Source organism: Iamia sp. SCSIO 61187 (genome assembly GCF_019443745.1).
Taxonomy (GTDB): domain Bacteria; phylum Actinomycetota; class Acidimicrobiia; order Acidimicrobiales; family Iamiaceae; genus Iamia.
The window spans coordinates 1,025,351-1,046,864 of the sequence record NZ_CP050948.1 but is presented as its reverse complement, the minus strand read 5'-3'; the positions used below and the strand labels follow the sequence as shown (position 1 = coordinate 1,046,864).

Genomic DNA, 21,514 nt, shown 5'->3' with positions numbered 1-21,514 from the left:
GGAGCCCCTGGCGACGACGAGGGGCCGGTGCCGACGGCACCGGCCCCTCGTCGCGTGCGGGCTACAGGCGAGCGGCCAGGAGGCGACGGGCCCGGGCGGCGACGCTGTGGTCGTTGAGGGCGAGCTCGTCGAAGAACGAGGCCAGGTCCTCGTCGCCGTCGGCGCGGGCGTCACGGGCGAAGTGCTGGTACCGCTCGCAGTCCTCGAGGGCCTGCTGCAGCAGGACGACGAGGTCGTAGGTGGAGTTGCTCACCCCCGTCTCGATGGCGTCGTCGGATCGGACTGCGGTGGCGGTGGCTGCGTCGGGCACGGTTCCTCGGGCTCCTGACCTCGTCGTCTGGGGGTGACGCCCGTCTCCCCCGCCGCGGTCAGGCGAAACCACGGCGGGCCGGCCCGCCGGTGGTCGTGACCCGGACGCGGGCGGGCGTGCCCGGGCGCGCCCCCGGCGACCGGGCCGACGCCCGGGGCGTCGGTCCGATCGCCGGGGGTGGCGGTCAGGGGTGAGGTCAGCGGCGGCGGCCGGCCTCGTGGGGGACGTCCTGGGGTGGCGCCGGGGCCGGGCCCGCACCGGGGAACCCGGGGCGGGCGGCGGCGGGGCCGGAGGGGGCCACGGGCGGAGGCGGGGGGACGTCGTGGTTCGAGGGGCCCTCGCGGTGGAGTCGGGGATCGGCGACGCCCCCGGTGCGGTCGTCGCGCCCGTCGCCGTCACGGTCGTGGCCGAACCGCTCGTCACCGTCTCGCACGCCGTCGTGGTCCCGGTCCTCGTCGCGGTCGGGGACGCCGTCGCGGTCGCGGTCCCGGTGGCGGTCGGCCCGCTGCCGCTCGGCGGTGAGGACGGCGTCGGGGGCCAGGCGCTCGTCGCGCTCCTCGTCGAGGCGGTGGGCCCGCTCCCGGTCGCGCTCGGCCGCGGCCCGGGCGTCGGCCGCCGGCCCCCGCTCGGGGTCGGCGACCCGCCGGGCGAGGCGGCTGTGCCAGCGCTCACCGAGCATGCCGCCGAGCAGACCGCCGATGATCAGCCCGGCGAGCGACACGATCAGGCTGGCGATGGCGACACCCTCGACCTGGTCCCACGAGGTGGGGACGCCGACGCTGCGGAGGTTGTCCTCGACCCCCGAGTCGTCGGCCGCGCCGGCCAGCGCGCCGACGATGCCCCCGAGCACCAGGCTCAGGACGACGACGCCGAGACCGTGCAGCAGCCCGGACCGGCGGGCCATGCGGCCGGCGACGTAGCCGCCGAAGAGGTACGCCACCAGCAGCACGAGGCCGGTGACGATGCCGGCGACGAACCCGCTGCTGGCCCAGTCGTTGGTGCGGAAGTCGGTGTCGACGTCGAGGGCGGCCATGATCGAGCCGGCGACGGCGGCGAGGATGGCGAAGGCGCCGTAGGCGCAGAGCGTGCCGGCCAGGATGCTGAGCAGGGAGACCCGACCGAGGCCGGCCTCCCGTGCGGTGATCTTGTGCTCCCGGGCGGGACGGGGGGTGCGGGCCATGGTGCGGCCTCCTGGTCAGCGGTGCTCGCGGCGGTCGTCGAGCGGGCCGGTGACTGCCCGTCGTGGCGCCCGTCACGCAGGTTGGCCGGCCGCTCCCCCGTCGTGGGGATCGAGCCGGTTCGCTCGCCGCCGCCGGGGAAGGACGGCGCGCCGTGACCATCGAAGCCACCGAACGCGACGTCGACGACCTGGCCCAGGACGTGGCCGATGCCGTGCGAGATCGCACCCTCACCGTCGCCGTCGCCGAGTCCCTCACCGGCGGGCTACTGGCGAACGCCCTCGCCCGGGCCGAGGAGGCCGGCAGCTGGTTCCGCGGTGGGGTCGTCGCCTACGCGTCCGAGGTCAAGCACGAGGTGCTGCGGGTCCGGCCCGGGCCCGTCGTCGCCGAGGACGCCGCCGCGGAGATGGCCCGCCACGTCGCCGCCACCCTGGGGGCCGACGTCGGGGTCGCCGTCACCGGGGTCGGCGGCCCGGACGAGCAGGACGGCCAGCCCCCGGGCACGGTCTGGATGGCCGTGAGCCTGCGTCCCGGCCCGACCACCACCCACCTCCACCGCTTCGCCGGGGAGCCGGCCGACATCTGCGACGCGACCGTCCATGCCGCCCTCGGCCACCTCCTGGAGATGCTCACCTCGGGGTGAGCCCAGCCCGTTCCCGTCAACCGGGGCGGCTCTCGGTGGTGACGTTGCCCTCCGTCGGGGCGATGCGCTCCCGCCCGTGGACGAGGCGCGCGTAGAGGGGCCCGACGATGCGCTCGTACACGGGGGTGACGAAGCGGAACCCGGCGACCATGACGGGGTTGAGGAGCCCGACCGACACCCGTCGCCGGCGGCCGTCGACCGCTCGGAGGATCGCCTCCGTCACCTTCTCGGGAGGTCCCGCCCCCGGGGGCGGCCGGCCGGCGCGACCCGCGTAGTTCGCGGCCCGCACCCAGATCGGTGTGGCGATCGGGCCCGGCGCCACCGTGATGACGTCGATGCCCTCCTCGCCCCGCGTCTCCAGCTGGAGGACGCGGGCAAGGCCCAGCTGGCCCCACTTGGCCGCCACGTAGCTCCCGATCCCCGGGATGGCGATCGACCCGACCACGGAGGTGACCACCACCAGGGCTCCCCCGCCGCTGGCGCGGAGGACGGGGAGGGAGGCGCGGGCCACGTTGGCCGTGCCCTTCAGCGCGGTGTCCACCACCTGCTCGTAGACGGCCGGGGGGACGTCTTCGAGGCGGCCGTACGCCATCACCATGGCGGCGTGGACGACGACGTCGACCCGCGCGTGGCGGCCGACGGCACCGCACACGAGCGCATCGACGGCGGCGCTGTCCCGGACGTCGGTCGGGACCGTGGTGGCCGTGGCCGCTCCGGCCTCGAGGCACTCGACCGTCGCCCGCCGCAGCAGCTCCTCGCCCCGAGCGGCCAGGACCAGGTGGGCGCCGCGAGCGGCGTAGGCGAGGGCCGTGGCCCGGCCGATCCCGCTCGACGCACCGGTGACGATGACGACCGGGGGCGACGACGGCGATGGCGGCATGGCCTCCGTCCCTCGCCCCGCCGACGGAGACCAAACGGTCTCCCGGCCGGTCGTGAGGGAGCTAGGCCGAGCGAGCCTGCCGAGCGGTCGGCGACGGAGCCGGGGCGTCGGCCCCCATGCGGGCCCGCAACCGGGCGAGCGACGACGAGATCCACCGCGACACCTGCATCTGGCTGACGCCGTAGCGCTCGGCGATCTGCACCTGGGTGAGCGACTCGAAGAAGTAGAGGCCCAGCACGGTCCGGTCCCGCGACCCGAGCTCGCCCATGGCCGCCTCGAGGGCGACGCGGCCCTCGGTCAGGGCGAAGCTCGTGTCGACCTCGCCGACCTCGACGGTCCGCTCGCCGTCGGACCCCGGACGGGGGGCGTCGAGGGACACCATCGACCGGGCCCGGGTGGCGGACTGGGCGAGGATGAGGTCCTCCTCGCTCACCGAGAGGGCCTGCGCCACCTCGGTGACGGTGGGGGCCCGGCCGAGCTCGCCGGCCAGGCGGTCGGCGGTGTCACGGGCCGGTCCGGCGAGGTCGTGGGCGACCCGGGGGACCCGCAGGGCCCAGCCCTGGTCGCGGTAGTAGCGCTTGATCGCACCGACGATCGTCGGGGTGGCGTAGGCGACGAAGGGGACGCCCCGCTCGGGGTCGAACCGCTGGAGGCTGGTGATCAGCGACTCGAGGGCGACCTGGCGCAGGTCGTCGATGGGCTCGCCGTCGCGGTGGAGCCGGCGGGCCAGGGCGAGGGCGTAGGCGTGGTACTCCTCGACCAGCTCCTCGAGCACGTGGGGATCACCGGTGCGGCGGTAGCGGACGTGGAGGAGCCAGGTCGGCTCGTCCACGGCCGGGGCGGTGCCGGTGTCGGCGCGGTCGGCACCGCGAGGGATCGTGGCCTCGGCCACGACCTGATCGGTCGGGCTGGTGGCGCCGGGAGGCGAGAGCTGGGGGGACGGACGGACGAGGGTCATGGACCCTCCCATTCAGGTGGTCGGACGACCCTCGTGGTTTGAACGTCGACCACCACCAAACCACGCCGCCGGTTGCCGTGGCAACGACCCGGCGTGACGTTCGCCCCATCGGGTGAACGACGTTTGCCGCCGTTCGCGGCCATCCGGCGGTCTGCCACGGATGGTGCCAGGCACCATCCGTGGCGGGCGGCGCGCGGGCGGCCGAGGCGTGGTCGCGGGCCGCACGGTGGTCGGCCGGCGCGGCGTCGCGGGTCCGTCGCAGGCCATCCGGTCGTCGGTCGTTGCGGGTCGGTCGTCCCCGAATCCGGCAGCGGTGCCAGAACGGCGATGGCCGCCTCGACCGTCGTTCTGTTCGCGCCAGGCGACATCGGTGTCCGGCAGCGGTGTCAGAACGGTGCCGGCGGCCACGACACCGACCGCCGAGCAGAACACCGACTCGCCGGCGTCGAGCCGGGCTCAGGGCGGGGGGACCGTCAGGGGGAGGGCGAAGCGGGGGAACCAGTGCTCGCCGAGGAAGGTGTCGATGGCGGTGATGCGGCCGGCGACGACCGTCAGCAGGTCGAGGGAAGCGGCGCGGTGGAGGTCGTCACCGGGACGCCGGAGGTAGCCGGCGGTGGCCGGTTGGCGGTTGGCCGCGACCGGGACGAGGCGCCACGACCCGTTGCGGTCGGGGTCGAGGATCTCCCGCAGCGCGGCGGCCGAGGCGTCGCGGCCGAAGGTCGGGGGCTCGGGCGGCATGGCCAGGCGGACGTCGTCGGCGACCAGGGCGAGCAGGGCGTCGACGTCGCCGGCCTCGTGGGCGGCGACGTAGCGGGCGACCAGGTCGGGATCGGCGTCCTCGCCGACCGACGGGGGCTCGCGCCTGACCGTCGCCCGGGCCCGTTGGAGGAGGCTGTTGACCGCGCTCACCGGGGTGTCGAGCAGTGCGGCCGTCTCGGCCCCGGACAGCCCGACGAGGTCGTGGGCGACGAGGGCGGCGCGCTGGCGGGGCGGGAGCAGCTGGAGCACGGCCACGAAGCCGAGGGTGATCGTCTCCCGGTCGACCACGACCGCCTCCGGACCGGCGTCGGCCTCGGCCCGGTCGAGGACGGAGTCGGGCAGGGGCTCGAGCCACGGCACGGCGTCGAGGGGCGAACCACCGAGACCGACCGGCTGCGTCCGTCGCGACGCGGCCCGGAGCCGGTCGAGGCAGGCGTTGGTGGCGATGCGGTAGAGCCAGGTGCGCATGGACGCGGTTCCCTGGTACCGGTCCCGGTGCCGCCACGCCCGCAGGAACGTCTCCTGCACCAGCTCCTCGGCGTCGCTGGCCGACCCGGTCATCCGGTAGCAGTGCACCTCGAGCTCGGCCCGGTGGGACGCGAAGGCCGCGGCGTAGGCGCCGTCGGGCGTCGTCACGGCGCGACCGTCGACGGTCCGGAGCGGAGCCACACCCGTACCGACGACACCACCCCAGGTTCTCATCGCTCGCCGGGCGGTGGGCGACCGACCACCACCGACGAGGTCGAGCCGACCTAGTTGCGGGAGGGGAAGATGCCCTGCAGGGCGATGATGAAGTTGACGACGAGGAAGGGCGGCATGTTCTCGTGGGGCTGGTTGCCCCCTGCGAAGCCGATCGTCACCGGGTTCATCTGGGCGTTGGGCGACCCGGTCGCGTAGATCGGGGACGCCGTCCCGCCCATGACGCCACCCGAGGGGTTCTTGGAGGAGGAGTCACCGGTGCTGGCGTTGACGAGGTGGTTGTGCTGCGGCATCTGGGTCGAGAGCAGGGTGACGTTCTCGGTGCCGGCCTGCTCACCCATGACCCGGGACGACAGGCCGGGGCCCTGCCCGAAGTGCATCGGGACCCGGCTCTGCAGGTTCGGGAGGGCGAAGGTGGTCTGCCCGTTGCCGCCGTAGGTGGTCCCCAGCAACGCGAAGAGCGCGCTGTTCTGGGCGATCGACAGGAGCTGGCCGTTGCACAGGGCGTAGCCGCGCGGGGCGAAGTTGAACCCCACCATCTTGATCTCTCCGAGGAACGGTTCGCTCATGGTGACTCCTTGGCCCGCGGCACGGCGGGCGCTAGCTCAGGGTGTTGACGACGATCTGGTAGGTGCGGTGGTGGGCGCCCCGTTCGACCGGGGAGACCAGCAGGGTGGCGACGCCTCGTCGGGCGATGGTGACCGGGCGGAGGCCGCTGATGTCGCGGGCCCGGCGCCCGATCTCGAGGGCGACGGCGAACTGCTGAGAGGCCCCGGCCGGCGCCCCGACGATGTCCTCGACCTCGACCACGGTGGCGCGCACCGAGCCGGCGGGCCCGCCGACGGCGACCGTCTGGCCGACGAGCGGCGTCCAGTGGTCGCGCCGCAGGCCGGTGGTGGCGCCGACGACCGCTCGAGGGGCGCCGCCCGGCCGGCGGGCGCCTGCGGCCACCGAGCTCAGGGGCCCGGCGACGGCCAGCGCCGCGGCTGCGGAACCGGACGCGACGAGCACGTGCCGTCGGGACCAACCAGTGCTCGTCTCCATGGCGCTTTCCCCAGCCCGTGGCGCCCTACGCGGCGCGTTCGGTCGGCGACCCTACATGGTCGACCGCAGCGCGCTGTCAAGCTCGGCTCCGACGACGCAGTCGATGACGAGGTGGACCCGATCGGCGGCACCGTCGTTGCGGGCGCGGTGGGGCCGGCTGGCGTCGACGTACCAGCACTCGCCGGGCGCCACGGGCACCACCCCGCCGTCGACCACCAGCTCGGCTCCCGCGTTCGAGGTCACGCCGACGTGGAGGCGCACCTCGCCGTGGGCGTGGCCCAGCATGTGGTCGCGGTGCTCGCGGATCTCGGCCCCGGGGCCGAGTCGGAGGAACCGGGCCGACAGGAGCTCCGCCGGGACGGCGGCGAGGACCGCCGCGGTCGCCGGGCACCGGTCGAGGAGGTCGGTCGGGGCGAACCCGGTCGCCGTCGGGTCCGGGTAGCCGGCGAAGGCGCCCACGCCCCCGACGGGGGCCCGGAGCGCCGCCGTGCTCCAGTCCCCGGCGTAGATCCCGGTGTTGAAGTGGAGCTCCCACTCGTCGTCGGCGATCGCCGCGACCTCGCGGGCGATCGGCTCGACCGCGAACGTCCACGGCAGCCGGACCGCGGCCGGCATCGTCATCGCTGCGCGTGGGTGATCAGACGGCGTCGCGCCGGCTCGATCCACCGGGCCGCCAGCGCGACCAGGTCCGCCGACGGTGGCTCGGGGCGGACGTGGAGGAGCCGCGGGTTCTTGGCGTCGCGCTCGCCGGCGGCGGCCATGGCGGTGCGGTCGGCGGCGTCGAGGTCGAGACCGAAGTGCGGGGCGACGACCTCGGCCACGGCCCCGGGCAGGTCGGCGTGGTCGACGAAGCGACCGTCGGGCCCGGCGTGGTCGGCGGCGGCGTCGCACAGCGCCCCGAGCACCCGGGCGGCGTGCTCGTCGACGCCGAGACCCGGCTCGACCCCGGGGTCCCATGCCGGCCACGGCCCCGCCAGCACGCCGGGCAGCACGTGGGCCCCGCGGACCCGGCGGTGCGACGCCAGCACGGCCGCCCCGTCGCGGTGGACGAACACCCACGGCACGCCGGGCAGGGCGGCGCGGAGGAGGGGCAGGTCCGCCACGGTCCAGGCGTCGAGCTTGACCACGCAGGCCGTCTGACCCGGGTCGCGGGGCCGGGCCACGGCATCGACCATCGCCCGGACGTGGTCGGGGCCGACCACCGAGCCGTCGGGGAGCCGGTGGGCGGCCCGCGCCAGGCGGAGGACGTCGTCGACCGGGCCGGGCTCGGACACGGCGAGCACCGATGACAGGCTGCCCAGCACCTGGCTGACGAGCGTCGACCCGCAGCGCGACATGTGCAGCACCACGCCGGCGATCGGGAGGCTGGCGGCCCGGTGGGCGTCGGCCTCGATGCGGGCCAGAGCGGTGCGGTGGGTGAACAGGAGGCGGAACGGGTGAGCGAAGGCGCGCTGCACCGTCTGCTGGGAGAAGGGGTCGTCGAAGGCGAGCCCGGCGCTGTGGAACCACTCGACCACCGGGCCCTCGGGCCCGGGGCCGACCCGCCACGGGGTCCAGTCCTCGGGGTCGTCCCAGGGCGCGTCGGCGGGGTCGGGACGGCGCTCCCCCACCGGCGGGGCGGGGGTCATCAGATCCACCGCGCGAGCCACCGGTGCCGGGCGTCGTCGAGCTCGGCCCGCACCGTCCCCAGGTCGACGTCGTACCCCTCGACGTGGGCCAGGGCCACGACCCGGACGGCGAAGCGGGTGGGATCGGCCTCCTCCTGCAGGCGGCGACGCAGGTCGGCATCGCCGAGGACGCGCAGGCGGAAGCGGTCGAGGTCGTCCACCGGCGCCAGGGTACGGTCCGCGAGGTGACCACCGGCCCCGCCCCGATCGCCACCTCGCTCGGGGTGCTGGAGCGCAGACCCCGCACCGACGACGATGCCGGCCTCGTCCGGGCCCTGTTCGCCGCCAGCCGGAGCGACGAGCTGGCCCTGACCGGCTGGGGCCCCGAGGAGCAGCGCGCCTTCGTCGACCTCCAGCTGCGGGCCCGGGACCATCACCGCGAGGCCACCCGTCCCGAGGCCGAGCTCGGCGTCCTCACCCTCGACGGCACCGCCGTCGGCCAGCTCGACCTCCACCGCACCGACACCGCGCTGGAGATCCTCGAGATCGCCATCGTGCCCGGGCTCCGGGGCCACGGCGTGGGCACCGCCGTCCTCACCCAGGTGCTGGCCGCCGCCGACGCCGACGGGCTCGCCGTCCACCTCCACGTCGAGCCGGGCAACCCGGCCCGCCGGCTCTACGAGCGCCTCGGCTTCGTGGGCCGCGAGGTCCAGGGGCTGCACCTCGGCATGGAGCGCCCCGCCGGCGCTGCGCCCGCGACGCCCGCCGTCGCGGCGGCCGATCCGGCGGGTGATCCGGCGGGTGATCCGGCCCACGAGCCGACCGAGGTGACGCCGAGCCCGCCGGCGATGCCCCGCTACGAGGACCTGGCGGGCCACCTCGGCACCGCCGTGGCGTGCCTGCCCGACGGACCGACCCTGACCGTCGACACCGTCGACGCCCGACCCCGCCCCGGGTGGCCCGGGCCGGTGCCCTACTCCGCCCTCCTGACCGGCCCGCGCGACCGACCGTTGACCCAGGGCACCCACCGCCTGGACATGCCGGGGACGGGGCCCGTCGAGCTCTTCCTCGTGCCCCTCGAGCCCCGGGCGGACGTCGCCGTGTACGAGCTCATCGTCGGCTGACGACCGGTCGGCACTCGTCCATAGGATGGACGAAGCGCGCGACGCCCACTACGTTTCGTGCGGTCGTGACACGCAACCTGGCGCGTGCACGTTGCGCTCAGGGGGCGACGAAGATGATGGTGACGGCAGGCTCGGACGCTCGGGCCCCTCGACGGCGGGCGCGCGGCGCGTCCCGCACGGCCCTGGCCCTGCTGGTGGCACTCACCGGCACGCTGGCGGTGGTCGCGGCGCCCGCCCCGGCCGGCGCCGCCACCCAGACGGTGAGCAACACCACGGCGATGACCATCCCCGCAGGGGGCACGGCGGCACCCGACCACAGCGCCGCCAGCCTCTACCCGTCGCCGGTCACGGTCAGCGGGCTCACCGGCACGACCACCAAGGTCACGGTCACGCTGACCGGTCTGAGCCACGACCTCGGCCGAGACGTCGACGTGCTGCTCGTCGCTCCCACCGGCCAGTCGACCGTCGTGATGTCCGACATCGGCGAGAACGCACCCGTCAGCGGCGCCACCCTCACCTTCGACGACGCCGCCGCGAGCACCCACCCCGCCTCCGGCTCCATCACCTCGGGCACCTACAAGCCCACCAACCACACCAACGGGTTCTCCGGTGACGAGTGGCCCAGCCCGGCTCCGGCCGGGCCCTACGGCACCACCTTCGCCGCCTTCAACGGCATCAACCCCAACGGGACCTGGAACCTCTTCGTCGCCGACGACGCCAACGGCGATGCCGGCAGCCTGTCGGGCGGGTGGAGCCTCACCGTCGAGACCGGCGTGACCACCTTCCCCGGCCAGATCCAGCTGAGCAACGTCGAGTACCGCGGCACCGAGGGCGGGGGCACCGCCGCCGTCACCCTGAGCCGGGTCAGCGGCGACGACGGCGAGGTCGGGGTCACCTTCACCACCGGGACCGGCACCGCCACCGCCGGCCTCGACTACACCGCGGTCAGCCAGACGGTCACCTTCGCCGACGGCGACACCAGCGAGACGGTGAACGTCCCCATCGTCGACGACCCGTCCGTCGAGGGCATCGACGAGCTCATCCCGATCTCGATCAGCGCGCCGACCGGCGGGGCCACCCTCGGCACGCCGACGAGCGGCCAGATCCGCCTCCAGGACAACGACGCCCGGGGCAACGCGTTCACGATCACCACCCCGGCCAGCGGCTCCCTCGGCGCCTCCGACCCGTACCCGTCCAACATCGTGGTGGGCGGCGCCAGCGGCGTCGTGACCGATGTCGACGTCGAGCTCAACGACGTCTCCCACACCCACATCCGCGACCTCGACGTGCTGCTCGTCGCCCCCAACGGCGCGACCACGATGCTGATGCAGGACGTGGGGCCCAACACGCCGGTGAGCGCCCTCGAGCTGACCTTCAGCGACGAGGCGGCGGGGGGCATCGGCCAGGCCGGCCTCGCCTCCGGCACCTACCGGCCCTCGCAGTTCGACGACGAGATCGCCGAGGCCCTCCCGGCGCCCGCGCCCGCCGGCCCCTGGGGCACCGACCTCGCCGCCCTCGACGGCACGAGCCCGAACGGCACGTGGAGCCTGTACGTCCACGACGACGCCGGCGGCGACGTCGGCGACATCGGTGGCGGCTGGAGCCTCACGCTCGAGACGGCGACCGCCAGCGCCGGCGGCCCGTACTCCTCCGCGGAGGGCGCGGCCGTGACCCTCTCCGGCGCGACCACGCCGGCCCTCACCGGGGCGACCTACGAGTGGGACGTCGACGGTGACGGCCAGTTCGACGACGCCACCGGCCAGAACCCGACCGTCAGCGCCGCCACCCTCGCCGGCATCGGGCTGGGCGACGGCCCCGACTCCTCGAACGTCCGCCTCCGCGTCACGTCCGGCTCGGCGGTCATCACGTCGGCCGCCACGACGCTGACGATCACCAACGCCGCCCCCACCGCGACGTTCGGGAACAACGGGCCGGTCGCCCTGGGCAGCACCGCCGAGGTCACCTTCACCGGTCAGGCCGACCCGTCCTCGGCCGACACCACCGCCGGCTTCCGCTACTCCTACGACTTCGACGACGACGGCGACTGGGAGGTCGGCGACGGCACCTACGCCGGCGGCAGCACGTCGGCCTCGGCCACCGTGCCCAGCTCGGTGCTGAACGCCGTCGGCACCTTCGACGTCAACGGCCGCATCATGGACAAGGACGGCGGCTTCACCGACTCCACGACCACCATCACGGTCACCGCCCCGCCCAACGCCCTCCCCGAGGCCGACGCCGGACCGGACCAGGAGGTCAACGGCGGTGACACCGTCACCCTCGACGGCACCGGCTCCACCGATGCCGACGACGACGAGCTGACCTACTCCTGGGCCCAGACCGGCGGCACCGCCGTGACCCTCACCGGCGCCACCACCGCCCAGCCCACCTTCACCGCTCCGGCCGGACCCGCCACGCTCACCTTCGAGCTCACCGTCGACGACGGCGAGGCCGGCCCCGCCACCGACACCGTCACCATCACCGTCAACGGCATCCCCACCGCCGACGCCGGACCCGACCAGGACGCCAACCTCGGTGACACCGTCACCCTCGACGGCACCGGCTCCACCGACCCCGACGGCGACACCCTCACCTACAGCTGGGAGCAGACCGGCGGAGGCACCGTCGTCGTGCTCACCGGGGCCGACACCGCCCAGCCGACCTTCACCGCCCCCGAGGGTCCGGACACGCTGGCCTTCGCCGTCACGGTCACCGATCCCGGCGGCGAGACCGACACCGACGCCGTGATCATCACGATCAACGGCCCCCCGACGGCCGACGCCGGCGCCGACCAGGACGCCCAGCCGGGCGACACCGTGACCCTCGACGGAACCGGCTCCGCCGACCCCGATGGCGACACGCTGCTCTACAGCTGGGTCCAGACCGCGGGTCCGGCCGTCACCCTCGTGGGCGCCAACACGGCCACGCCGTCCTTCACGGCGCCCGCCGGTCCCGGGACGGTGACCTTCGAGCTCACCGTCGACGACGGCCAGGGCCGGACCGACACCGACGAGGTGAGCGTCGGCCTCAACGACGCGCCCACGGCCGACGCCGGTGCCGACCAGACGGTGCAGGCGGGCGACACCGTCACCCTCGACGGCACCGGCTCGACCGATCCCGAGTCGGGCCCGCTGACCTACGCCTGGGTCCAGACCGCCGGCACCGCCGTCACGCTCACCGGCGCCACCACCTCTGCGCCCACCTTCACGGCCCCCGCGTCGGGCACCCTGACCTTCGAGCTCACCGTCACCGACGACGGTGGCCTCACCGACACCGACACCGTCGACGTGGCCGTCAACCGGGCGCCGACGGCCGACGCCGGACCGGACCAGGACGTCAACGGCGGTGACACCGTCAGCCTCGACGGCACCGGCTCGACGGACCCCGACGGCGACACCCTCACCTACGCCTGGGACCAGATCACCGGGACGGCGGTGACGCTCACCGGCGCCACCACCGCCAGCCCGACCTTCTCGGCCCCGACAGGTCCCGCGGTCCTGACCTTCCGCCTCGTCGTCGACGACGGTCGTGGCGGCGTGGACCTCGACGTGGTGACGGTCGTCGTCAACGGCATCCCCACCGCCGACGCCGGACCGGACCAGGACGCCAACGCCGGTGACACCGTCACCCTCGACGGCACCGGCTCCACCGACCCCGACGGCGACACCCTCACCTACTCCTGGGCCCAGACCGGCGGCACCGCCGTGACCCTCACCGGCGCCACCACCGCCCAGCCCACCTTCACCGCACCGGCCGGACCCGCCACGCTCACCTTCGAGCTCACCGTCGACGACGGCAACGGCGAGACCGACACCGACACCGTCACCATCACCGTCAACGGCATCCCCACCGCCGACGCCGGACCCGACCAGGACGCCAACGCCGGTGACACCGTCACCCTCGACGGCACCGGCTCCACCGACCCCGACGGCGACACCCTCACCTACTCCTGGGCCCAGACCGCCGGCACCGCCGTGACCCTCACCGGCGCCACCACCGCCCAGCCCACCTTCACCGCACCGGCCGGACCCGCCACGCTCACCTTCGAGCTCACCGTCGACGACGGCGAGGCCGGCCCCGCCACCGACACCGTCACCATCACCGTCAACGGCATCCCCACCGCCGACGCCGGACCCGACCAGCACGCCAACCTCGGTGACACCGTCACCCTCGACGGCACCGGCTCCACCGACCCCGACGGCGACACCCTCACCTACAGCTGGGAGCAGACCGGCGGAGGCACCGTCGTCGTGCTCACCGGGGCCGACACCGCCCAGCCCACCTTCACCGCCCCCGAGGGTCGGGACACGCTGGCCTTCGCCGTCACGGTCACCGATCCCGGCGGCGAGACCGACACCGACGCCGTGATCATCACGATCAACGGCCCCCCGACGGCCGACGCCGGCAGCGACCAGGCGGCCAGCCTGGGTGACACCGTGACCCTCGACGGAACCGGCTCCACCGACCCCGACGGCGACACCCTCACCTACAGCTGGGCCCAGACCGCCGGTCCGGCCGTGATCCTGGTCGGCGCGACCACGTCCCAGCCGACCTTCGTCGCCCCGGCCGGTCCGGCCACCGCGACCTTCGTGCTCACCGTCGACGACGGCCAGGGCCGGACCGACACCGACGAGGTGAGCGTCAGCTTCAACGGCGCCCCCATCGCCGACGCCGGCGAGGACCAGGCCGCCAACGCCGGGGACACCGTCACCCTCGACGGCACCGGCTCCAGCGATCCCGAGGGCGACGACCTCACCTACAGCTGGACGCAGACGGACGGTCCGACCGTCACGCTCACCGACCCGACCACCTCCGAGCCCACCTTCACCGCCCCGGAGGGACCGGCCACGCTGACCTTCGAGCTCACGGTCACCGACGAGGACGGCCTCACCGGCACCGACACCGTGACCGTCACGGTCAACGGTCCCCCGACGGCCGACGCCGGCCCCGACCAGCTCGTCAACGCGGGCGACACCGTCACCCTCGACGGCACCGGGTCGACGGACCCCGACGCCGACACCCTGACCTCCAGCTGGGTGCAGGACAGCGGCCCGGACGTCACGCTCACCGGCCCGACCACCGCCACCCCGACCTTCACCGCCCCGGAGGGACCGGCCGTCCTGGTCTTCACCCTGACCATCGACGACGGCGAGGGCCGGACCGACACCGACACGGTCACCATCACGGTCAACGGCCCGCCCACGGCCGACGCCGGCGGCGACGAGGACGTGGTCGAGCGGACCGAGGCGACCCTCGACGGGACCGGCAGCACCGACCCCGACGGCGATGACCTGAGCTACGCATGGACCCAGACCTCGGGCCCGACGGTCACCCTCGACGGGGCGGCGACCGCCACGGCCACCTTCACCGTGCCCGACGCCCCGGCGAGCCTCGCCTTCGAGCTGACGGTCACCGACGAGCTGGGGCGCAGCGACACCGACACGGTCGTCATCACCTCGCTCCCCCGCTTCACACCCGACGAGGCCTTCGTCGAGCACACCTACCGGGTCCTGCTCGGCCGCGACGCCGACCCCGAGGGCCGGGCCTACTGGGCCGCGCGGCTGGCCGACGGCACCACCCGCACCGCCGTCGCCCGCCTCGTCGGCTTCTCCACCGAAGCGACGCAGGGCCGGGTCCTCGACCAGCGGTACCAGGCCTGGCTGGGCCGACCCGCCGACGACGCGGCCCGGGCCTTCTGGACGCCCCGCCTCCGCGACGGTCAGCCCATCGTCGACCTCGAGCGGTCGATCCTCGCCTCGGGCGAGCTCTACCAGCGGGGTGGCGGCAGCGACGCCGGCTACGTGGGCGTGCTGTACGAGCTCCTGCTCGGCCGGGCGCCCAGCGCCACGGACCTCGCGTTCTGGGAGGCACGGGTCGCCAGCCGGGGCCGCACGTCCGTCGCCGGTGAGATCCTCGGGTCGAACGAGTCCGAGAGGCGGCGGGTCGCGACCGCCTACGAGGAGATGCTGGGCCGGCCCGCCGATCCGGGCGGCCTCACCTTCTGGACCGGCGTCCTCGACGAGACCCGCGACCTCCGCCGGGTCGAGGTCCGCCTCGCCGCCGCCTGGGTCAACCAGCCCGGCTCGTCGGTCTGACCGGTCACGGCGGCCCCGTCGGGTGACGGGGCCGCCGACCTAGCCTGGCGCCATGAGCCCGGAGCGGGACGGCGCCCAGGCCCGGTGGGTCGTGCGCCACGCCTGCGCCGGCCACAAGGAGGAGTGGCACGGCGACGACGACGCCCGCCCCCTCGACCCCGCCGGGCGTCAGCAGGCCGCCGCCCTGGCCGACGCGCTGGCCCCCGACACCCCCCGTCGCCTCGTCGCCAGCCCGACCCGGCGCTGCGTCGACACCTTGGCCCCGCTGGGCGCGCGCCTCGGCGTGATCGTCGAGCTGGACCCCACCCTCCGGGAGGCCACCGGTTCGGCGCTGGTGGCGCGGCTGGCCGACGCCGCCTGGGCCGGCGCCGTCATCTGCACCCACGGCGAGGTCATGGGGCCGGCGCTCGTCGCGCTCCGCGCCGACGGTCTCGACGTCCGGCCCGACGTGGACGACGACGCGCTGCTCCTCAAGGGCGGCGCCTGGCGGCTGGAGCCCGGCGCAGGCGGCACCTGGCGCCTGGAGCTGTCGGTCCCGCTCCCGGTGCCGGCCTGCCCGCACCACGGGGACGCCGTCCCCACCTGACGAGGCGGGACCGGGCGGGTCGGAGGGCGGCTACTCCCCCGTCGCCCCGTCCCCCGCCTCGCGCAGGAGGTCGGCGTGCCCGTTCACCGTGCCCACGGATGGTGCCAGGCACCATCCGTGGCCCGATCTGCGCCGCGCTCGGCTGCGAGGGGGTCGTCACCGACGGCCTCGTCCGCGACCTGCCCGACGTGGAGGCCGTCGGCTTCCGCTACCTCGCCCGGGGCGTCGGCGTCGCCCGGTCCTTCGTCCAGATCGTCGAGACCGGCATCCCGGTCGAGGTCGGCGACGTGCGCTTCGCCCCCGGTGACGTCGTCCACGCCGACCGCCACGGCGCCCTGGTCATCCCGGCCGAGGCCCTCGCCGCCCTCCCCGCCGCCGCCGACGCGGTGGTGGCCCGCGAGGCCCGCCTCCTCGAGTGGGTGCGCTCCCCCGCCTTCGACCCGGCCCAGCTGGCGGCGCGCCGGGCCCAGCACTGACCCCGGCACCCCGCCCCCGGTGGCGGTGATCGTCAGCGACCTGTCGTTGCTGCCAACGCCCGACCGGGGGACCATTGGGCTCGTCGGCTCGAGGAGGCGCTGTCGTGGGTGATCCGCACACCGTGGTCGTCGTGGCCATGGAGGGGCTCCAGCTCCTCGACCTCGCCGGTCCCATCGAGGTCCTCTACGGGGCTGGCTACTTCGCCGGGACGGACCTGTACCGGACCCTCGTGGCCACCCCCGGGGGCGACGACGTGCGGTCGCACAGCAGCGTGCGGGTCGGCGCCGACGTGGCCCTCGAGGACGTGGCCCAGGACGGCTCGCCCGTGGGGACGCTCGCCGTCGTCGGGGGGTTCGGGACGCCGGCGGTCGCCGACGACGAGGCCTTCCTCGCCGACGTGGCCCGGCTGAGCGACCGGGCCGAGCGGACGACGTCGGTCTGCACCGGAGCGCTCGTGCTCGCCCACGCCGGCCTGCTCGACGACCACGCCGCCACCACCCACTGGGCCTTCGCCGACCAGCTCGCGGCCCACGAGCGCGTCGACGTCCGCAGCGAGCAGATCTACGTCCGCGACCGCGACCGGTGGACGGCGGCGGGCGTCACCGCCGGGATCGACCTGTTCCTCGCCCTCGTCGAGGAGGACCACGGCCCGGCCCTCGCCCACCAGGTGGCCACCATGCTGGTGGTGTTCGTGCGCCGGCCGGGCGGTCAGGCCCAGTTCAGCGCCCAGCTGCGCGCCCAGCCGGCGAGCACGCCGTCGATCGCCGAGGTGCAGCGCTGGCTGAGCGACCACCTCGACGAGGACCTCGGCGTCGACGCCCTCGCCGCCCGAGCGGCGATGAGCCCCCGCAACTTCGCCCGCCGCTTCCGGGCCGAGACGGGCACGACGCCCGCCGTCTACGTCGAGCAGGTGCGGGTGGAGGCGGCGCGACGGCTGCTGGAGACCACCGACCTCGGCGTGGCGGCCATCGCCCGGCGGGTCGGCATCCGCCACGCCGAGACGCTGCACCGGGCGTTCCGGCGCCGGGTCGGCACCACGCCCGAGCGCTACCGCCAGCACTTCGGCCGTCCCCTGCCCCGGTCCGGACGAGCGGTCTGACCAACCGCCCGCAGCCCGATCTCCCGTCGGCGCGCCAGGCCGCGAGCGACCGCTGACCCGAGGGACCGACGGCCTCCTCGGCCCCCGGGGAGACACGCGGGGCACCGCCGGGATGCCACGGAAGGTGCCTGGCACCGTCCGTGTCCTCGCTCGGCGGGCTGCGGCGGGGCGCGCCCGGGTTGCGGACCGGCCCCGAGATTTGTAACCCTTGTAGTTACTTTTGTCGGTTAGAGGGCTCGATCCGAGGAGCGCATCATGGAGATCCCCCAGGTGACCCACGGGTTCGTGGACGTCGACGGCGTCCGCGTCTTCCACCGGACGGCGGGCCCGCCCGACGCTCCCGTCCTGCTCCTGCTGCACGGCTTCCCATCCGGGTCCCACCAGTTCCGGCGGCTCATCGATGCCCTCGGCGGGCGCTACCGCCTCGTCGCCCCCGACTACCCCGGGTTCGGCCACACCGAGGCCCCCGCCGACTTCGCCTACTCCTTCGACGCCCTGGCCGCCGTGGTCGACGGGTTCGTGGCCGCCATCGGGCTCGACCGCTTCGTGCTGTACGCCTTCGACTTCGGCGGCCCCGTCGGGCTGCGGGTGGCCGAGCGGCACCCGGAGCGCATCGCCGGGCTCGTGATCCAGAACGCCAACGCCTACGACGAGGGCCTCTCGGAGAGCGCTCGCGAGACCATCGCCAACCGTCCCGGCGTCCCGGGGGCCGAGGACCGGGTGCGGGAGCTCCTGACCCTGCCGGTCACCCGCAGCCAGTACGAGGGGGGCACGGTCGACCCCGCCCTCATCTCCCCCGACGGCTGGACCCTCGACCAGCACCACCTCGACCGGCCCGGCCGCCAGGCCGCCCAGGTCGCCCTCGCGCTCGACTACCACACCAACGTCGAGCGCTACCCGACCTGGCAGCGCTGGCTCCGCGACCACCAGCCCCCGACCCTCGTGCTCTGGGGCCGCAACGATCCGTTCTTCCCCGAGCCCGGAGCTCACGCCTACCGGCGCGACGTCCCCGACGCCGAGGTGCACGTCTTCGAGACCGGCCACTTCGCCCTCGAGGACCACCTGCCCGCCATGGCACCGCTCATCGCCGACTTCCTCGACCGATCCTGGGCGGGCTGACCGCCCCCGGTGGGTTCCCGGTGGGGTGCGGGGCCGGGCGGGGGGACCCGCCTACCGGAGGCACGACCGACTCCGCGCCCACGGCGACCGCACCTGGCCCGACCCCACCGCGGGCGACCGACGAGCGGGCGGCGGGGCCGCCGGCGGGGCCGCCGGCGGGGCCCCCGGCGTGGCCGTGATCACGCTCATGCGAGCCTCCTCGCGTCCGATGGTCCCACCATGACCACCACGGCGGCGCGCCGACCCACCGGCCGCGCCGTCGCGCCGGCCGTGCTCATCGGGGTGACCCTCGCCGCCATGGCCGTCCTCCTCGCCCGACCCACGGGTCTGGTGGGAGAGCTCGCCTACCTGGCCGGGTACGCCACCGCCACCGCTCTGACCTGGGTCGGCGTGTCCCGCCAGCCCCGTCCGGCGCGGGGCCCCTGGCTGTGGATCGCCGGCGGCGTCAGCCTCACCATGGCCGCCGACCTCACCTTCCAGATCCTGGCGTGGACCGGCGGGGAGCCGGACGTGTCAGTCGCCGACGCGCTGTGGATCGCGTCGTACGTCGCCCTCGCCGTCGGGCTGCTCCGCCTGAGCCCCACCCGCCCCGGTCGCGGCGTCGAGGTCGAGGCCGTCATCGACACCCTCGTGGCGGTGGTCATCGCCTTCGTGGTGGTGTGGGAGCTGGCCCTCGACGACGTGGTCGGGGACGCCACGACCTCGGCCTTCGTGCGGGCGGTCTGGGCGGCCTACCCGATCGTCGACGTCGCCCTCGTGGCCCTCGTCGTCCGGCTGCTGATGACCCGGGCGCGATCGCTCCCGCTCACCCTGCTCGCCCTCGGATCGATGTCCTGGCTCGTCGCCGACCTCGGGTACCTGATCGACGACGACGGCTCCGCCGCGACCGGCCTGAACCTCCTGTGGATGCTCGCCCTCCTGCTCGTCGGCGCCGGCACCCTGCCGTCGAGCGGCCGTCCCGACCGGCGCAGCCAGCCCGCCCTGGCCGAGCGGGGCCGCATGTGGTTCGTGCTGGCCCCGTTGACGGTGCCCGTCGGCTTCATGATCCAGGGGCAGGTGGACCACCACCACCCCAACACCGCCGTGATGGCCGGGGGGGCCGTGGCGCTGATCGCCCTCGCCGGAGCCCGGGCCGGCCGCCTGCTCCACACCGTGGAGACGGCACGCCGGGAGGTCCAGGACAGGGAGCACCTCTACCGGACACTGGCCGCCAACTCCTCCGACGCCGTGTTCGTCGCCGGCCCCGACGGGGTCCTGAAGGAGGGCCAGGAGAGCCTGGCCCGCCTCCTCGGCGTGCCGCCCGAGGAGCTCGACGGTGCCAGCGCCGTCGCCGGCCAGCTGACCGTCGACACCGAGGCGCTGGCGCAGCTGCTCGAGCGCACCCTGAGCCGGCCCGGCGAGGTGCTCGAGATGGAGACCCCGCTCCGCGACCCCGACCGCGCCACCCGGTGGGTGCACGGCCGGGTCGTCAACATGCTCGACGATCCCCTCGTCGAGGGCATCGTGGCCAACGTCCAGGACATCACGGACCGCAAGCGGGTCGAGGAGGACCTCCGCCACCAGGCCTTCCACGACGGCCTCACCGGGCTCCCGAACCGCGGGCTCATCGTCGACCGCACCGCCCAGGCCATCCGGCGGGCCGCCCGACGCGGCACCGACCCGGCCGTGATCTACATCGACCTCGACGGGTTCAAGTCGGTGAACGACCGCTTCGGCCACGACGGGGGTGACCGACTGCTCTGCGAGATCGCCAGGCGGGTCAGCCGGACGGTGCGCCCCGAGGACACCGTCGCCCGCCTCGGGGGTGACGAGCTCGCCGTCCTGGTCGAGGACAACCGCGGGGAGGACGGCGAGGCGATGGCGACCGCCGAGCGGATCCTGCGGACCCTGGAGGCGCCCGTGGACATCGACGGTCAGAGCGTGACCGTCTCGGCCAGCCTGGGCTTGGCGGTGGGCGAGGTGGGCGGATCGGCCGACGACCTGCTGCACGACGCCGACCTGGCGATGTACCGGGCCAAGGCCACGGGTCGGGCCCGCATCGTGGTGTACGACGCCTCCATGGGGGCCGAGGCGGGCGAGGCCCTGGTCCTCGACGCCGACCTGGCGACGGCCATGGACCGCGGGCAGCTGGAGGTGCACCACCAGCCGGTCGTGCACCTCGGCACCGGCGCGGTCGTGGGCTTCGAGGCGCTGCTCCGCTGGAGGCACCCGCGGCTGGGGCTGGTCCCGCCCGATCGCTTCATCCCGCGCACCGAGGAGACCGGCCTGATCGTCCCCATCGGGCGATGGGTGCTGGCGACGGCGTGCGCCGACGCCGCCCGCTGGCAGCACCTCGGCGGCGAGGGGCGGCAAGGCCTCAGCATGGCGGTCAACCTCTCGGGGCGGCAGCTCGCGTCGGACGGGATCGTCGACGACGTCCGGAGGGCGCTGGCCGGCTCGGGCCTCCCCCCGGGCTCGCTGGTGCTCGAGATCACCGAGACGTCGCTGGTGGCGGACCCCCGCTCCGCCGCCGACCGGCTCCGAGCGCTGAGCGCCCTCGGGGTGCGGATCGCCATCGACGACTTCGGCACGGGCTACTCGTCGCTCGCCTACCTGCGGCAGTTCCCCATCGACATCTTGAAGATCGACCGATCCTTCGTGAACACGATCGACCGCCCCGACGTCATGCCCCCGATCGTGCGCGGGCTGCTCGACCTGGGCCACACCCTCGAGCTGGAGATCATCGCCGAGGGGATCGAGCACGAGGTCCAGCGCGACGGGCTCCGCCGCGAGCGCTGCCCCCTCGGCCAGGGGTTCCTGTTCTCCCGCCCGGTCCCGGCGGCGGAGGCCGAGGACCTCCTCGACGTCGTCCTCGCACCGGACGAGCGCGTCTCGCTGTGACCGCGACGACACCCACCCGGACGCGCGGCCGGCTTCGGACACCGCGCCTCCCGGCGACC

Annotated in this window: 18 protein-coding genes; 8 read left to right on the top strand and 10 right to left on the bottom strand. The window is 75.0% G+C overall.

Features of this window, described 5'->3' with window-relative positions; translation table 11 throughout:
* Window positions 1–61 precede the first annotated feature (61 nt).
* Both HC251_RS05110 and HC251_RS05105 read right to left on the bottom strand, forming a co-directional pair.
* A complete protein-coding gene (locus HC251_RS05110; RefSeq protein WP_219944228.1) occupies window positions 62–310 on the bottom strand; it encodes a hypothetical protein in 249 nt (82 codons plus the stop codon).
* A gap of 196 nt (window positions 311–506) precedes the next feature.
* Window positions 507–1,490, bottom strand: a complete 984-nt coding sequence (locus HC251_RS05105; RefSeq protein WP_219944227.1) for a TIGR04086 family membrane protein — start codon at window positions 1,488–1,490, stop codon at window positions 507–509.
* A gap of 152 nt (window positions 1,491–1,642) precedes the next feature.
* Here HC251_RS05105 and HC251_RS05100 point away from each other — a divergent pair, with 152 nt between their 5' ends.
* Window positions 1,643–2,131 (top strand): CinA family protein, encoded by a 489-nt coding sequence (locus HC251_RS05100; protein WP_219944226.1) that lies wholly within the window; start codon window positions 1,643–1,645, stop codon window positions 2,129–2,131.
* A 16-nt stretch (window positions 2,132–2,147) separates the two neighbouring features.
* Here HC251_RS05100 and HC251_RS05095 read toward each other — a convergent pair whose 3' ends face one another.
* From HC251_RS05095 to HC251_RS05060, 8 genes are all read right to left on the bottom strand, one after another.
* Entirely contained in the window at window positions 2,148–3,011 is an 864-nt protein-coding gene (locus tag HC251_RS05095; RefSeq protein ID WP_219944225.1) for an SDR family oxidoreductase, read from the bottom strand.
* Between the two features lie 61 nt (window positions 3,012–3,072).
* Window positions 3,073–3,969 (bottom strand): sigma-70 family RNA polymerase sigma factor, encoded by an 897-nt coding sequence (locus tag HC251_RS05090; RefSeq protein WP_219944224.1) that lies wholly within the window; start codon window positions 3,967–3,969, stop codon window positions 3,073–3,075.
* Between the two features lie 456 nt (window positions 3,970–4,425).
* On the bottom strand, window positions 4,426–5,364 hold the full coding sequence (locus tag HC251_RS05085) for an RNA polymerase subunit sigma-70 (RefSeq protein ID WP_219944223.1): 939 nt from the start codon (window positions 5,362–5,364) through the stop codon (window positions 4,426–4,428).
* A 116-nt stretch (window positions 5,365–5,480) separates the two neighbouring features.
* Window positions 5,481–5,996, bottom strand: a complete 516-nt coding sequence (locus tag HC251_RS05080; protein ID WP_219944222.1) for a phage tail protein — start codon at window positions 5,994–5,996, stop codon at window positions 5,481–5,483.
* Between the two features lie 31 nt (window positions 5,997–6,027).
* Window positions 6,028–6,471: a hypothetical protein gene (locus tag HC251_RS05075; RefSeq protein WP_219944221.1), complete on the bottom strand. Its 444-nt coding sequence runs from the start codon at window positions 6,469–6,471 to the stop codon at window positions 6,028–6,030.
* 51 nt (window positions 6,472–6,522) lie between these two features.
* Entirely contained in the window at window positions 6,523–7,092 is a 570-nt protein-coding gene (locus HC251_RS05070; protein ID WP_219944220.1) for an aspartyl/asparaginyl beta-hydroxylase domain-containing protein, read from the bottom strand.
* A complete protein-coding gene (locus tag HC251_RS05065; protein WP_219944219.1) occupies window positions 7,089–8,099 on the bottom strand; it encodes a hypothetical protein in 1,011 nt (336 codons plus the stop codon). Before HC251_RS05065 ends, HC251_RS05070 begins: the two co-directional genes overlap by 4 nt.
* The gene (locus HC251_RS05060) at window positions 8,099–8,299 is read right to left on the bottom strand and encodes a Nif11-like leader peptide family natural product precursor (protein WP_219944218.1); all 201 of its coding nucleotides are present in this window, start codon (window positions 8,297–8,299) and stop codon (window positions 8,099–8,101) included. Before HC251_RS05060 ends, HC251_RS05065 begins: the two co-directional genes overlap by 1 nt.
* Before the next feature lie 24 nt (window positions 8,300–8,323).
* Here HC251_RS05060 and HC251_RS05055 point away from each other — a divergent pair, with 24 nt between their 5' ends.
* From HC251_RS05055 to HC251_RS05025, 7 genes are all read left to right on the top strand, one after another.
* Window positions 8,324–9,202 carry a GNAT family N-acetyltransferase gene (locus HC251_RS05055; protein WP_219944217.1) on the top strand — a complete coding sequence of 293 codons (879 nt, stop codon included), beginning with the start codon at window positions 8,324–8,326 and terminating at the stop codon, window positions 9,200–9,202.
* A gap of 113 nt (window positions 9,203–9,315) precedes the next feature.
* A complete protein-coding gene (locus HC251_RS25920) occupies window positions 9,316–15,294 on the top strand; it encodes a PKD domain-containing protein (RefSeq protein WP_219944216.1) in 5,979 nt (1,992 codons plus the stop codon).
* Window positions 15,295–15,346: 52 nt separating this feature from the next.
* Window positions 15,347–15,880 (top strand): phosphoglycerate mutase family protein, encoded by a 534-nt coding sequence (locus HC251_RS05045; protein WP_219944215.1) that lies wholly within the window; start codon window positions 15,347–15,349, stop codon window positions 15,878–15,880.
* Window positions 15,881–15,978: 98 nt separating this feature from the next.
* The gene (locus HC251_RS05040; protein WP_219944214.1) at window positions 15,979–16,356 is read left to right on the top strand and encodes a hypothetical protein; all 378 of its coding nucleotides are present in this window, start codon (window positions 15,979–15,981) and stop codon (window positions 16,354–16,356) included.
* 104 nt (window positions 16,357–16,460) lie between these two features.
* On the top strand, window positions 16,461–17,456 hold the full coding sequence (locus HC251_RS05035) for a GlxA family transcriptional regulator (protein ID WP_219944213.1): 996 nt from the start codon (window positions 16,461–16,463) through the stop codon (window positions 17,454–17,456).
* 255 nt (window positions 17,457–17,711) lie between these two features.
* Window positions 17,712–18,575: an alpha/beta fold hydrolase gene (locus tag HC251_RS05030; RefSeq protein WP_219944212.1), complete on the top strand. Its 864-nt coding sequence runs from the start codon at window positions 17,712–17,714 to the stop codon at window positions 18,573–18,575.
* A gap of 219 nt (window positions 18,576–18,794) precedes the next feature.
* Window positions 18,795–21,455 (top strand): bifunctional diguanylate cyclase/phosphodiesterase, encoded by a 2,661-nt coding sequence (locus HC251_RS05025; RefSeq protein ID WP_219944211.1) that lies wholly within the window; start codon window positions 18,795–18,797, stop codon window positions 21,453–21,455.
* Window positions 21,456–21,514 lie beyond the last annotated feature (59 nt).

Excerpts from the sequence above, each read along its gene's own strand:
- HC251_RS05105 (WP_219944227.1), bottom strand. The coding sequence starts at position 1,490 with ATGGCCCGCACCCCCCGTCCCGCCCGGGAGCACAAGATCACCGCACGG.
- HC251_RS05045 (WP_219944215.1), top strand. The coding sequence starts at position 15,347 with ATGAGCCCGGAGCGGGACGGCGCCCAGGCCCGGTGGGTCGTGCGCCAC.
- HC251_RS05095 (WP_219944225.1), bottom strand. The coding sequence starts at position 3,011 with ATGCCGCCATCGCCGTCGTCGCCCCCGGTCGTCATCGTCACCGGTGCG.
- HC251_RS05075 (WP_219944221.1), bottom strand. The coding sequence starts at position 6,471 with ATGGAGACGAGCACTGGTTGGTCCCGACGGCACGTGCTCGTCGCGTCC.
- HC251_RS05070 (WP_219944220.1), bottom strand. The coding sequence starts at position 7,092 with ATGACGATGCCGGCCGCGGTCCGGCTGCCGTGGACGTTCGCGGTCGAG.
- HC251_RS05080 (WP_219944222.1), bottom strand. The coding sequence starts at position 5,996 with ATGAGCGAACCGTTCCTCGGAGAGATCAAGATGGTGGGGTTCAACTTC.
- HC251_RS05090 (WP_219944224.1), bottom strand. The coding sequence starts at position 3,969 with ATGACCCTCGTCCGTCCGTCCCCCCAGCTCTCGCCTCCCGGCGCCACC.
- HC251_RS05040 (WP_219944214.1), top strand. The coding sequence starts at position 15,979 with ATGGTGCCAGGCACCATCCGTGGCCCGATCTGCGCCGCGCTCGGCTGC.
- HC251_RS05065 (WP_219944219.1), bottom strand. The coding sequence starts at position 8,099 with ATGACCCCCGCCCCGCCGGTGGGGGAGCGCCGTCCCGACCCCGCCGAC.
- HC251_RS25920 (WP_219944216.1), top strand. The coding sequence starts at position 9,316 with ATGATGGTGACGGCAGGCTCGGACGCTCGGGCCCCTCGACGGCGGGCG.
- HC251_RS05030 (WP_219944212.1), top strand. The coding sequence starts at position 17,712 with ATGGAGATCCCCCAGGTGACCCACGGGTTCGTGGACGTCGACGGCGTC.
- HC251_RS05025 (WP_219944211.1), top strand. The coding sequence starts at position 18,795 with ATGACCACCACGGCGGCGCGCCGACCCACCGGCCGCGCCGTCGCGCCG.